Annotated in this window: 14 protein-coding genes; 8 read left to right on the forward strand and 6 right to left on the reverse strand. The window is 69.9% G+C overall.

Annotated elements, in window-relative coordinates:
• The first annotated feature begins 5 nt into the window (after window positions 1-5).
• Genes ACRYJK_RS08585 through ACRYJK_RS08600 form a run of 4 tightly spaced genes read left to right on the forward strand, consistent with a single transcriptional unit; the run spans window position 6 to window position 3,221 of the window.
• Entirely contained in the window at window positions 6-605 is a 600-nt protein-coding gene (locus tag ACRYJK_RS08585; RefSeq protein ID WP_482667109.1) for a CvpA family protein, read from the forward strand.
• Window positions 602-1,051, forward strand: a complete 450-nt coding sequence (locus ACRYJK_RS08590) for an iron-sulfur cluster assembly scaffold protein (RefSeq protein ID WP_482667110.1) — start codon at window positions 602-604, stop codon at window positions 1,049-1,051. Before ACRYJK_RS08585 ends, ACRYJK_RS08590 begins: the two co-directional genes overlap by 4 nt.
• A complete protein-coding gene (locus ACRYJK_RS08595; RefSeq protein WP_482667111.1) occupies window positions 1,048-2,856 on the forward strand; it encodes a cation:proton antiporter domain-containing protein in 1,809 nt (602 codons plus the stop codon). Before ACRYJK_RS08590 ends, ACRYJK_RS08595 begins: the two co-directional genes overlap by 4 nt.
• Window positions 2,856-3,221, forward strand: a complete 366-nt coding sequence (locus ACRYJK_RS08600) for a DUF423 domain-containing protein (protein WP_482667112.1) — start codon at window positions 2,856-2,858, stop codon at window positions 3,219-3,221. The genes ACRYJK_RS08595 and ACRYJK_RS08600 overlap by 1 nt, the downstream gene beginning before the upstream one ends.
• Here ACRYJK_RS08600 and ACRYJK_RS08605 read toward each other — a convergent pair.
• The 3 genes from ACRYJK_RS08605 to ACRYJK_RS08615 are packed head-to-tail and all read right to left on the reverse strand — an operon-like array spanning window position 3,176 to window position 4,982.
• A complete protein-coding gene (locus tag ACRYJK_RS08605; RefSeq protein WP_482667113.1) occupies window positions 3,176-3,328 on the reverse strand; it encodes a DUF2256 domain-containing protein in 153 nt (50 codons plus the stop codon). The two genes, ACRYJK_RS08600 and ACRYJK_RS08605, sit on opposite strands and share 46 nt — an antisense overlap.
• A complete protein-coding gene (aroB, locus tag ACRYJK_RS08610; protein ID WP_482667114.1) occupies window positions 3,328-4,437 on the reverse strand; it encodes a 3-dehydroquinate synthase in 1,110 nt (369 codons plus the stop codon). The genes ACRYJK_RS08605 and aroB overlap by 1 nt, the downstream gene beginning before the upstream one ends.
• Window positions 4,434-4,982: a shikimate kinase gene (locus ACRYJK_RS08615; protein ID WP_482667115.1), complete on the reverse strand. Its 549-nt coding sequence runs from the start codon at window positions 4,980-4,982 to the stop codon at window positions 4,434-4,436. The genes aroB and ACRYJK_RS08615 overlap by 4 nt, the downstream gene beginning before the upstream one ends.
• Before the next feature lie 105 nt (window positions 4,983-5,087).
• Between ACRYJK_RS08615 and ACRYJK_RS08620 the strand changes: the two genes are divergently transcribed.
• The 4 genes from ACRYJK_RS08620 (at window position 5,088) to ACRYJK_RS08635 (ending at window position 10,709) form a co-directional block, all read left to right on the forward strand.
• Window positions 5,088-7,097, forward strand: a complete 2,010-nt coding sequence (locus tag ACRYJK_RS08620) for a hypothetical protein (protein WP_482667116.1) — start codon at window positions 5,088-5,090, stop codon at window positions 7,095-7,097.
• The gene (locus tag ACRYJK_RS08625) at window positions 7,094-8,059 is read left to right on the forward strand and encodes a tyrosine recombinase (protein WP_482667117.1); all 966 of its coding nucleotides are present in this window, start codon (window positions 7,094-7,096) and stop codon (window positions 8,057-8,059) included. The genes ACRYJK_RS08620 and ACRYJK_RS08625 overlap by 4 nt, the downstream gene beginning before the upstream one ends.
• A gap of 33 nt (window positions 8,060-8,092) precedes the next feature.
• A complete protein-coding gene (locus ACRYJK_RS08630; RefSeq protein WP_482667118.1) occupies window positions 8,093-9,052 on the forward strand; it encodes an acetyl-CoA carboxylase carboxyltransferase subunit alpha in 960 nt (319 codons plus the stop codon).
• 142 nt (window positions 9,053-9,194) lie between these two features.
• Window positions 9,195-10,709: a M48 family metalloprotease gene (locus tag ACRYJK_RS08635; protein ID WP_482667430.1), complete on the forward strand. Its 1,515-nt coding sequence runs from the start codon at window positions 9,195-9,197 to the stop codon at window positions 10,707-10,709.
• 81 nt (window positions 10,710-10,790) lie between these two features.
• Here ACRYJK_RS08635 and ACRYJK_RS08640 read toward each other — a convergent pair whose 3' ends face one another.
• The 3 genes from ACRYJK_RS08640 to ACRYJK_RS08650 form a co-directional block, all read right to left on the reverse strand.
• Window positions 10,791-10,952, reverse strand: coding sequence for a Flp family type IVb pilin (locus tag ACRYJK_RS08640; protein ID WP_482667119.1), 162 nt, complete (start codon window positions 10,950-10,952; stop codon window positions 10,791-10,793).
• Window positions 10,953-11,084: 132 nt separating this feature from the next.
• The gene (locus ACRYJK_RS08645; protein ID WP_482667120.1) at window positions 11,085-11,267 is read right to left on the reverse strand and encodes a Flp family type IVb pilin; all 183 of its coding nucleotides are present in this window, start codon (window positions 11,265-11,267) and stop codon (window positions 11,085-11,087) included.
• Window positions 11,268-11,354: 87 nt separating this feature from the next.
• The gene (locus ACRYJK_RS08650) at window positions 11,355-12,164 is read right to left on the reverse strand and encodes a methyltransferase domain-containing protein (RefSeq protein ID WP_482667121.1); all 810 of its coding nucleotides are present in this window, start codon (window positions 12,162-12,164) and stop codon (window positions 11,355-11,357) included.
• Between the last annotated feature and the right edge of the window lie 77 nt (window positions 12,165-12,241).

Here is a 12,241-nt window from a genome sequence, read left to right on the forward strand (position 1 = left end):
GCCCCATGGCCGGCCTCAGCTTTATCGACATCATTGTCATCATCCTGCTGGTCGCGGGCGTCATCAACGGCGCGCTGCGCGGCATCGTGCAGGAGGCGCTGTCGCTGGTGGCGCTGATCGCCGCGCTCGCAGCGCTGCGCTTCCTCCACGAACCCGTCACGCGATTTCTGACCGAAGTCACCGGCAACGATTTTTCAGCGATGCTGCTCGCGCTGCTGCTGATCGTCGGCGTCGTGTGGGGCGGCGGCAAGATGGTGGCCCGGCGGATCGGGCAACGCTCGCGAAGCAGCGTCATCGGGCCATTCGACCGGTTGCTCGGAGCCGGCTTCGGCGCGCTCAAGGCGCTCCTGATCGCCGCCATGGGCGTGCTCGCGTTGGGGCTGCTGCTGGCGGTCGTTGCGGGGGGCGATCGACGCGCGGCGCAGCCCGGTTGGCTCACCGTCAGCCGCACCTACCCCCTTCTTCGTGCCATCGGTGACGAGGTGTCGGTGGTGCTGGGTGACCGTTTCGACCGCCGTCTCCACATCGACCGAAGCGAGGAGACCGGCGACCGCGCGGGCGATGCGCCGACTCGCACCGGCCCACCCGGCGACGCCGCCCGGTGAGCGCGCCGTATACGCGCGCGCTGCTCAGACTGGCGGCCGAGGGCGCCGCACATCTGCCGCTGTCGGGCGCGACCCATCGCGCAACGCGGCGGACGGTCAGTTGCGGCAGCAGGATCGCGCTTGATTTGATGCTCGACGATGACGGGCGCGTGCGCGACGTCGGCTACGACCTCCACGCCTGCGCCTTCGGCCAGGCTTCGTCGGCCCTGTTCGCGCGCGGTGCCCGCGGTCGTTCGGCCGCGGAGATCACCGCCGCGCGCGACGAATTGAAGCGCTGGCTGGCGGGGGACGGCGCTCCCCCCGAGTGGCCAGAAATCGGCGAACTCGCGGCGGCGGCTCGCGCGCTCCCCGGGCGTCACGGGGCCGTCACACTCCCGTTCGATGCCGCGGTCGACGCGCTGGCCGACCCGGCGGCCGCCACCGACGACGCGAGCGTCGCACCATGACCGCGGGTGTCCTCGAACTGACCGTCCTGCTTGGCGCGTCGGTGCTGTTCGTCATGATCTTTCGCAGGCTCGGACTCGGCGCCGTGCTCGGCTACCTCATTGCCGGAGCGGTCGTCGGCCCGTTTGGGCTGGGCCTCGTCGGCGGCGGCGAGGAAAAGATGCAGGTCGCCGAGATCGGCATCGCCATGCTGCTGTTCCTCGTCGGGCTCGAACTCAACCCGACGCGGCTGCTCCGTCTCAAGCGTGAGATTTTCGGACTGGGGCTGGCGCAGTTGGTGGTCACCGCCGCGGCGCTCGCGGTGGGTCTGTGGCTGGTGACGGGCTTTACCACGTCGGCCATCGTCGCACTCGCGCTGGCGCTGGCGCTGTCATCCACCGCGCAGGTCCTCCCTGGTCTGCGCGAAAGCGGGCGCATCAACACCCCCGACGGCGAGCGAGCCTTTTCGATCCTGCTGATGCAGGATCTGTCCCTGATCCCGATGATCGCGATCATTGGCGCGATGACCCGTGATCCGGGCGTCGGCCCCGGAACGCCAATGTGGCAGCAATTGGCGCTGACCGTCGCTGCGGTGATGGGTCTGGTGCTCGCAGGGCGCTTCCTCCTCAACCCGCTGCTCCGGATCGTCGGGCGCATCGGCGAGCGCGAGCTGTTCGTGCTGGTCGGGCTGGCGACTGTGCTTGCCGCTTCGGCGCTGATGCACGCGCTGCACCTGTCGACCGCGCTCGGCGCGTTCATCGCCGGGGTGATGCTCGCCGACTCGCCCTATCGGCACGAGCTGGAGGCAGACGTCGAACCGTTCCGCTCGCTGCTGCTTGGCCTGTTTTTCCTCGCCGTCGGGATGGTGCTCGACCTCGACGTCGTCGCGGCGCGGCCATTTGAGGTCATCGGGCTCGCGATCGGCCTCGTCGCAATCAAGACGCTCGCGCTGTGGGTGGTCGCACGCGCGTTCGGGATGCGCCCCTATGCCGCGCTCGGCATGGCGCTGCTGCTGAGCCAGGGCGGCGAGTTCGCCTTTGTCCTGTTCGCTCAGGCGGGGGATGCGCTGCTGCTCGCGCCGGAGGCGGTGAGCCTGTTCAGCGCGGTCGTCACCCTGTCGATGGCGACCACCCCCTTCCTGATGATGCTCGGTCGCCGGCTGGAAGCGCGCGTGGTGCGCAGCGGCGCCGACCTCCCCGGTCCGCAGAACGCCGCGCCGTCGGAAGTCATTCTCGTCGGCTATGGTCGCTTCGGGCAGATCGTGGCGCAGGTGCTGCACGCCGCCGACCTCGCGCTGACGCTGATCGATTCGAAAGCCGAACAGATCGAACTGTCACAGCGCTTCGACACCAAGGTCTATTACGGCGACGGGTTGCGGCTCGACGTGCTGCGCCATGCGGGGGCGGACAGCGCGGCGGCAATCATCCTGTGCATTCGCAACCCCGACATCGGGCCGGAGCAGCTGCTGGCGATCCGACGCGCCTTTCCGCAGGCCCGCCTGTTCATGCGCATGAACGACCGGCGGCAGCAATTGGCGCTGGCAGAAGTGGACCTCGCCGGCCGCGTGCGCGACACGTTCGAAAGCGCCATCACGCTCGGCCGCAAGGCGCTTGCCACGCTCGACTTCAACGACGACGAGGTGGACGATATCGAGGCGGCGGTGCGCCAGCTCGACAAGGCGCGGTTCGAGGAACAGGCGCGATCGGGCGATCTGGCCGCGGCATCGCATCTGCGCTTCACCGAAGAACGTCGCGGCCGCCCGCAGGAGGTTCTCGACAAGCTCCTCGGCCGTCGGGGCCGCGAGGGTGCGGTGGAGGAACGGTCGTGATGCCATCACCGCGACGACTGGCCGGGGCGGGCGCGCTGCTTGCGGCGGTGGCGATCGCCGCTGGCGCCTTTGGCGCGCATGCCGCCCGCGATACGCAGGCGGCGGAGTGGCTCCGCACCGCCGGTCTCTATGCGCTTGTGCATGGCGCGGCGGGGACAGCGCTTGCCGAGCGTCACCCGCGCGCGACGATGCTGCTGCTGGTCGGGGCCGCATGGTTCGCGGCGACGCTCGTGGTGCTGGCGCTGGGCGGGCCGCGCTGGCTTGGCGCGCTCACGCCGATCGGCGGGGTGGCGATGATCGTTGGCTGGCTGGCGATCGCCTACGTGCGCGTCGCAGCGCCGCGACGGCAGCGTTCGGAGCAATAGACGACGCGCTCCCAGTCGCGCGCCCATTTCTTGCGCCAGGCGAAGGGGCGCGCGCAGGCCGGGCAGATTTTCGTCGGCAGGTTCGATTTGGCGACGCCGTTGGGCATCAGCGGAGCCGGTCGAGCAGCTCGGCCGCAACGTCGAGCCCGACCGCGTCGGTCATGAAGGCGTTGCCGATCCCCCGGGCGAGGATCAGCGGCACCCGTCCCCCGCTCGCTTTCTTGTCGTACGCCATGTGCGCGACGAGCGTTGCACCGCTCGCGTCGATGCCGGTCGCACGCGGCGTGGTGGGCAGGCCAGCCGCGGCAAGGTGAGCGATCACGCGATCCGCATCCGCGGCCGCGCACAGGCCGAGCGCCTGCGACAGCGCAAAGGCGACGGCGGTTCCCGCCGCGACGGCCTCGCCATGGCGCAGGCGCTCGGGGTCGAACCCCGCCTCCGCCTCCAGCGCGTGGCCGAACGTGTGGCCGAGGTTCAGCAGCGCGCGCTCGCCGGTCCGCTCGTGCGGATCGCGCGCGACGATCTCCGCTTTCCCGGCAATGGCGGCAGTGATGGCATGCCTGAGCGCGTCCGGGTCGCGTGCGAGCACCGCCGCGACCGACCGTTCGAGCCAGTCGAACAGGACTGCATCGCCGATCAGTGCGATCTTCGCGATCTCCGCGTAACCGGCGCGAAGGTCGCGATCTGGCAGGGTGTCGAGCGCGGTCGGATCGACCAGCACGGCGGACGGCTGGTGAAAGGCGCCGACCATATTCTTGCCGGCGCGGGTGTTGATCGCGGTCTTTCCGCCAACGCTCGAATCGACCTGCGCGAGGAGCGTGGTCGGGATCTGCACGATGCCGACGCCGCGCTTCACCAGCGCCGCAGCGAGCCCGGCGAGGTCGCCGACGACGCCGCCGCCCAGCGCGAGGATGGTCTCACGTCGCTCCACCCGCGCGTCGATCAGCGCTTCGCACAGCGTTTCGAGCCCGCGCCAGCTCTTGGCCCCCTCCCCCGCTGGGAGGATGACGGGTTCGACCGCCACGCCGCTGCGGGCGAGGCTGCGCGACAGCCTGGGCAGTTGCAGCGGCGCGACCTGTTCGTCGGTGACCACGACCGCCCGGCGGCCGAGCCAGGGTCGCAACAACTCGTCGGCGCGGTCGAGCCCGCCGGGCGCCACGACGACATCATATGCGCCGCTGTGCAGCGCGACCGCGATGCGCGTGTCCGCCGTCACGCCGCATTCGCCCGCAATTGGCGCAGCGCTGTGACGATCAGCCCCACCGTGTGACCATGCGGCCCCTCCCCCGCGGCGACGCGCACATGCGCCTCCGCATAAGCGTCGCGACGCTTGTCGAGCAGGTCCGACAGCACGGTGCGCGCATCCTTTCCACGCAGCAGCGGTCGATGATCGCGCCGCGAGACGCGTTCGACCAGCACGTCGAGCGGCACGTCGAGCCATACCGTCAGCGACTGTTCGTTGAGGAGCGCGCGGGTGTCGGGCTGCACGAACGCCCCGCCCCCGGTCGCGAGCACGCCGTGGCCCTCGTTGAGCAGACGCGCGATGACCCGCCGTTCGCCGTCGCGGAACGGACCTTCGCCATGCCGCGCGAACATCGTGTCGATCCCCATCCCCGCCGCCAGTTCGATCGCGTCGTCAGCATCGATGAAGCTGCGCCCGAGCCGCTGGGCGAGGCGGCGCCCGACGCTGCTCTTTCCCGCACCCATCATGCCGACCAGCGCGATCGGTCGCAGATGGAGGGGAGCGGGCGGCGGCAGCATGACGCAAGCGGCTGTAGCGCGCAGCGGCCCGCCCCGTCACCCCATGCGCTTCCATCCCCTGCTGCCACGCGCTAAGCGAGCGCGATCGGCAGAAGGTGCGCGCGCGTGGCGAAACGGTTGTTGACGGGGTTGATGGCGGGCAGTGCCGGTATCGCGCTGCTGTTCGCGCTGCCCGTTCACGGCCAGGAATCGATTCTGCCGCCGGGCTTCGGCCAGCCGAAGGCGACGCCCGCTCCCAGCCCGACCCCCGCGCCGCGTCCCACGCCAGCGCCACGATCGACGCCAACGCCTGCACCGCGGCCGACGCCCGCCCCGCGCCCCGCGCCGACACCCACGCCGGCACCGACCCCCGCGCCGACACCGCAAATTCCCGACTATAGTCCGCAGCCCGAAGCACCGGCGGCGCCGTCCAGCGAAGGTGGCTTCCGCACGCTGCCGCCGCCGCCATCGGCCTACACCGGCGGCAGTCCGCGCGGCAGCGACGAGGGCGTCTCCGAAAGCGACAGCCTGACCCCCGAGGAGGAGGCCGCCGCGCTGCTGCCGCCGCCCCCGCCGCGCTACGATCTGCCGCCCGGTTCGCGCCGCCTGCTGACGCGCGTCGGCGTGCTCGACGAAGCGAACGGCGGTCTCGACCCGTTCGCATTTGGATCGCGGGGCGATTATCTCACCCGGCTGATCGACGGGATCGACCAGCCGCTGGTGTCACGCTGGGGGGTGATCCTGCTTCGCCGCGCTTTGCTGACCGCGGCCGACACGCCGCCCAACGTCAACGGCGCGGATTTCGTCGCGGCGCGCGCACAGCTCCTGCTGCGTCAGGGCGAAGCGATCGGCGCCCGCTGGCTGGTGCAGTCGGTGGATGTCGACCGCGCCACCCCGCGCCTCAAGGCGGCGGCGCTCGACACCGCGCTCGCGACCGCCGATCCCGCGCTCGCCTGTCCGTGGGCCGCAGCGCTCGCGGGGAGCAACGGGCGATGGGGGCTGATCGCGGGCATGTGCAGCGCGATGCAGGGTGAGAACGGCCCCGCCTCTGCCGCGGTCGAGCGCGCCCGTCGTCGGCAGGGCATCGCCGGCGCCGACCTGAAGCTCGCGGAAAAGGTCATCGGCGCCGGGACCAACAGCCGTCGCTCGGCGATCGTGCGCTGGGACAATGTCGACGTCCTCAACCCGTGGCGCTTCGGCCTTGCGGCAACGACCGGCGCGCCCATTCCCGGCGCGACGTGGGAGCGCACCCCCGCGGCGATCAAGGCGTGGGCGGTGCAGTCGCCGATGCTGTCGGTCGGTGAGCGGCTGGCGCTGGCGCCGGTCGCCGCGACGTTGGGCACGCTGTCGTCGTCCGCCTGGCCGCAACTGGTCGCGCTGGCGGTCGATCAGCGCCCGATCGGGGTTCAGATCGAACCCGGCGAGCCGGACCGCGACAATCCCGCCCCCGTGCCGCTGGCTTTGGATGAAGAGGCGCAGCGGACTTTGGCCAATCGCGTGCGGGTCGCCTTTGCCGGCCGCACCTACGGCGACCGCCTGACGGCCATCGCGACGTTGCAGGGCGAATATGATTATGCCGGCGCGGTGCTGACCGCCGAAGCAGCGGCGCGCATTCCTCCTGCGACCCTCCCCACGGAGGACGTCGACCGGCTGCTCCGAGCGATGTTCGCAGGCGGGCTCGATCGCAATGCGATGGCCTGGGCGGAGCAGACGCGGGTGGGCACGGCGGGCTGGGCGATGCTCGCGGTCGGCTCGCCCCGACCGCTGAGCAATGTCACCGCTCGCCAGGTCGGTAGTTTCGCGAGCGACGATCCGAGCCGCGACGAGCATCGCACCAAGCTGCTCGCCGCAGCGCTTACCGGGCTCGGGCGGGTCAACGGCGACGTCGCCCGCAACCTCGCGGAGGAATATGGGCTTGCGCTCGGCACCGACAGCCGCTGGACGCGCGCCATCAGCGACGCCGCCTCGCGCGGCGAACGCGGCGTCGTCGCCGTGCTGGTCGCGGCCGGGTTGCAGGGCCGCGACTGGAGCGGGGTGCCGCCCTACCACTTTTACCACATCACGCGTGCGCTGCGTGCGGTCGGGCTCGAGGGCGATGCGCGCATGATCGCGGTGGAGGCGGTGACGCGCGGGTGAGCCGTTCGCCGGCCGATGCGCCGACGCCGATCGGCGATGACGATGCGGCATTGATCGACCGCTATCTGGAGATGCTGGCGGTCGAGCGGGGTGCCGCCGTCAACAGCCTGTCCGCATATCGCAGCGACTTGATGCAGGCCGCGCGGCTGCTCGGCTCACGCGGGCTCGCGCGGGCGCGCGCGGAAGATTTTCGCGAGGTCGTGACGCGCTGGGCGCGGCTTTCCGCTGCCAGCCAGGCGCGCAAGCTCTCGGCGGTGCGCGGTTTCTACCGCTTCGCGACGGAGGAGGCGCTGGTCGGGGAAGACCCGAGCGTCGAGCTGGTTCGCCCGCGCACGCAGCGCCCCCTGCCCCGTCTGCCGGAGCGGCCGCGGATCGAGGCCATGCTGCGCATCGCTCGTGACCGCACCGCAGCGGGCGACGCGCGCAGCCTCCGCGATCATGCCATCGTCGAGCTGCTCTACGGGTCCGGGCTACGGGTGAGCGAGCTCATCACCCTCCCCCGCAGCGCCATCGCGCCAGGCCGGCCCTACGCCATTGTGCGCGGCAAGGGTGGGAAGGAGCGCATGGTCCCCCTCTCGGCGACCGCCGTCGCTGCCGCTCAGGCGTGGATGGCAACGCTGCCCAAGGCTGAGACGCGGCTTTTCCCCGGGCGCGCGCCGGGAACCCACCTCACTCGCATGCGCGTCTTTCAGCTGGTGCGGGAGATCGCGCTGGCGGCGGGGGTCGACCCGGCGGAGGTCAGCCCGCACGTCTGGCGCCACGCCTTTGCGACCCATCTGCTCGAAGGCGGAGCGGATCTTCGCGCGGTGCAGACGCTGCTCGGCCATGCCGACATCGCGACGACCGAAATCTATACCCATGTCGAACGCGCGCGATTGGTGAAGCTGGTGCACGATTTGCACCCGCTCGCCGACGGCAACCCCGCCGATGCGGTCGCCGCAAAGGACGCCGCGCGCGATTGACGCTGCCGCACCCCCCGCCTAACCCCCCGCGGCATGGCGAGCCCGCTCGAATTCGAAAAGCCGTATCTGACGCTCATCCAGCAGATCGAGGCCCTCAAGGCTTCGGGGGCGAGCGATGGCGTCGACATCGACGCGGAGGTCGCGCGCCTGGAGGCGAAGGCGCAGACCGCGCTGCGGGACGCCTACACCCGCCTCACCCCCTGGCAGAAGACGCAGGTGGCGCGCCATCCGCAACGGCCCCGATTTCTGGGCATCGTCGATGCGATGTTCGACGATTTCCTACCGCTGGCGGGGGATCGCAATTTCGCCGACGATCGCGCCATCCTCGGCGGGCTCGCGCGCATGGGTGACCGGCGCATGGTGGTAATGGGCCACGAAAAGGGGCACGACACCGCCAGCCGGCTGCACCACAATTTCGGCATGGGCAAGCCCGAAGGCTATCGCAAGGCGATCCGGCTGATGGACCTCGCCGACCGTTTCGGCCTGCCGGTGCTGTCGCTGGTCGACACCTCGGGCGCGTTTCCCGGCGTCGAGGCGGAAGAGCGCGGGCAGGCTGAGGCCATCGCCCGTTCGACCGAACGCGGGCTCGAACTGGGCGTGCCGTTCGTATCGGTCATCGTCGGTGAAGGTGGTTCGGGCGGCGCGATTGCGCTGGCAGCGGCGGACCGCGTGTTGATGCTCGAACATGCGGTCTATGCGGTGATCTCGCCGGAAGGTTGCGCATCGATCCTGTGGCGCACCGCGGACAAGGCGCCCGACGCAGCGGCGGCGATGAAGACCACCGCGCAGGACCTGAAAGCGCTCGGCGTCATCGATGCGATCATCCCGGAGCCGGTGGGCGGCGCGCATCGCGACCCCGCCGCGACGATCGCTTCGATCGCGCAGGCCGTATCGACCGCCTTCGATGATATCGGCGATATGCGGGGTGAGGCCCTGCGCACCGCGCGCGGCGAGAAATTTCTCGCCATGGGGCGCGCCGTCGGCACAGCCTGACGCTTCGCCGTCACCGGGGGAAGCCCGCTCTCCTTGCCCCTCCCAACGTCGGGTGAACAGGCGGATCAGGAACCGCTCATCCCTGTTGCGCTTTTATCGCTGCAATGGGCCGCCAATGCGGGGCGAGGGAGATTTGGGGATGATGTCGTACAAGGCGCGCGCAATGATCGGCGCGATGGCGATGGCGAGCGTGGTCGTGGTGCCCGCCGCGGCGCAGACGCGGAGCGGTGGGGTCCAGCCCTTCACGCAGTCGGAGCGCCAGCAGGGTGCGCAGGCGCACTCGCAGATCCTCGCCGAGATGGGCGGCGCGATGACCGGTCGTGCGGCAGACTACACCCGCCAGGTCGGGCAGAACATCTCCGTCCAGTCCGGTCTGTCGACCGCTCGCAGCGACTTTAACGTCACGCTGCTCGACTCCGCGGTCAACAACGCCTTCGCTCTTCCCGGCGGCTATGTGTACGTGACGCGGCAGCTGATGGGGCTGATGAACAACGAGGCGGAGCTGGCGGGCGTGCTGGGGCACGAGGTCGCGCACACCGCCGCCCGGCACGCGCGTCAGCGGCAGAGCGCGGCGACGCGCAACGGCCTGCTCGGCATTGCCGGCACCGTGCTCGGCGGACTGCTGGGGAACAATGGCGGGCTGCTCGGCGCGCTGGGGCGCGGGTTGCAGCAGAATTCGATGCGTGCGGCGCAGGTCGCGACGCTTGGCTTCTCGCGCAGCCAGGAAACGCAGGCCGATGATCTTGGCATCCAGTATCTGGCGCGGGCGGGTTACGATACGCGCGCGCTGTCGACGATGCTCGCCAGTCTCGCTGCGCAGAATGTCCTCGATGTCCGCTCGTCGGGCCGCGACGCGCGCGATGTTCCCGAATGGGCGAGCACGCACCCGGATCCCGCCTCCCGCGTACAGCGCGCGCTGCAGCAGGCGCAGCGCATGGGCGGCGTCGGCGGGCGGACCAATCGCGACGAGTTCCTCAACGCGCTCAACGGAACGCTCTACGCCGATGACCCCGCGCAGGGCGTGATCGAAGGGCGCGATTTCCTGCACCCCGACATGCGCCTCGCCTTCACGGTGCCGCAGGGGTTCGGCATCGGCAATTCGCCCGCTGCAGTGAACGTGAGCGGGAATACCGGCCAAGCGCAGTTCACCACGCTCGGCAGCCAGGGGGGCCGCGACCTCGACACTTATGTCGCGCAGGTTTTCCGTCAGATCGCCGGGGGCCAGCAGGGTCAGCAGAGCCAGCTCAACATTCCACAGCCGCGCCGCACGACGATCAACGGCCTTCCTGCCGCCTATTCGATGACTCGTGCCAATACGCAGAACGGGCCGGTGGACGTGACGGTTGTCGCCTATGACTTCGGCAACCAGATCTACCATTTCCAAGCACTGACCCGCGCCGGTAGCGGGACGACGTTCGACACGATGTTCAACAGTGTCCGGCGGCTGTCGCCCAACGAAGCCGCCGCAATCCGGCCGCGTCGGATCGAGGTGGTGACGGTGCCGCGCACCGGCGGCAATGTGCAGACCTATGCTGCGCGGATGGCCTATCGCGATTATCACGCCGAGCGTTTCCGCGTGCTCAACGGGCTCCCCGCGAACGCTACGACGCTGGCCCCGGGAACGCGCGTCAAGGTCGTGACCTACGGCACCCGCTAGAGGGCAGCCTGCGACGCGCAAACAGAGAAGGGCGGCGCTCCTGCGAGCGCCGCCCTTCACGTAACTTCCCGAAAGGGGAAATTACTTCATGTTGTCCGCCGCCTTGTTGAAGGTGGTCTTGATGTTGGTGCCGACGGTCGTGAAGGCGGTCACGCCGGCCACCGCGATGAGAGCGGCGATGAGGCCATATTCAATGGCGGTCGCACCCTTCGAATCGCGAAGCAGCTGCTTGAAACGGATCATATCCCTGTCTCCTGTAAGTAACTCACTCACCCGGTCGAAGGATGGAACCACCGCCTCGACATGGCCGGAACTAGGAGCGCTCGGTTGATAAATGGCTAACGCGCGGTGGGGCTTCTGCCGATTTTGATGCGCTTAGCTCATGTTGGCGACGACCGTGTCCTTGATGAAGGTCCAGATTTCGATCGCACGGCCGCTGAACAGCTGGATCGCGCTCATCGCCGCGAGCGCGATCAGCGCTAGGATCAGCCCATATTCGACCGCCGTCGCGCCCGTCTGATCAGACGCCACGCGTTCGATCGACATTCTCTTCGCCATTCCCCACCCCCGTCATGCCACGCTCACCCGCGTCCACTATCCGGCAAATGGATTAAAAAACGCGAACGATCGCATCGATATGGCGGTTCAGTAGGGCGACACCGGTGGGGGGCGCACGCCCCGGCCGCCGCCAGGCGTGGGGCCGATGCCGGCGAAGTGAATGATCCGCAGGCGATCGACACGCTGCTCCAGCTCGCTCGACAACGCCTGCGCGGCGCTGCGCGAGAGGGGGTGCATCTCCGCCATCACATTGCCGAGCGCCGCGGCGCGCAGCTGCGCCGCCCGAGTCCGGAGCGAGGCCGGCGCAAGCTCGAACATGTCGACGTCGACCACCGGCGAGCCAAACCCGACCCGCAACATCAGATCGGACATCGCAGCCAGACCGAGCTGCGGATGCATGCGCGCGACGCGCCGGCCCTGCTCGACGCGCGCCAGCCCTTCGCGCATTGCCGGGAAACTGCCGTCGCCGACGCAGGCCCCGAGCAGCAACCCTTCGGGCGCGAGTGCCAGCCGCGCCCGCAGCAGTGCCGACGGCACGTCATCGACGCTCTCCAGCCCGCCCGGCCATATGACCAGGTCGTAGGCACCGGGCTCCACGTCCAGCGCTGCCTCCTGCTGGCTTAGCGCCGCGCGCTGCGTGGCGACGTCGGGCGAGGGTTCGACCACGTCGACGGCGATGCCCTGCCGCTCGAGCGTGCTGCGCAGATCGGGCAACAGCGCCCCAATCAGGAGGGCGCGTCGAAAAGTGACGCGATGATCCGCGAGCCGATCGAGCAGATCATCGGCGAGCTGCGGCAGGATGGCGAACGTATCACCGCCGCGTGCGATCATCCGCGTGGCCCGCGTGCGCGCCTGACCGCGGCGTCGCGGGTCGAACAGCATGGGTCGGTCTTCCATCGCGGCGCTTGTGGCGTTCGGACGGCCGGGTCACAAGCGGCGCGTGACCGCCGCGCCCATATCACCAACGACGCCAT

Source organism: Sphingomonas sp. BLHR8 (assembly GCF_056821725.1).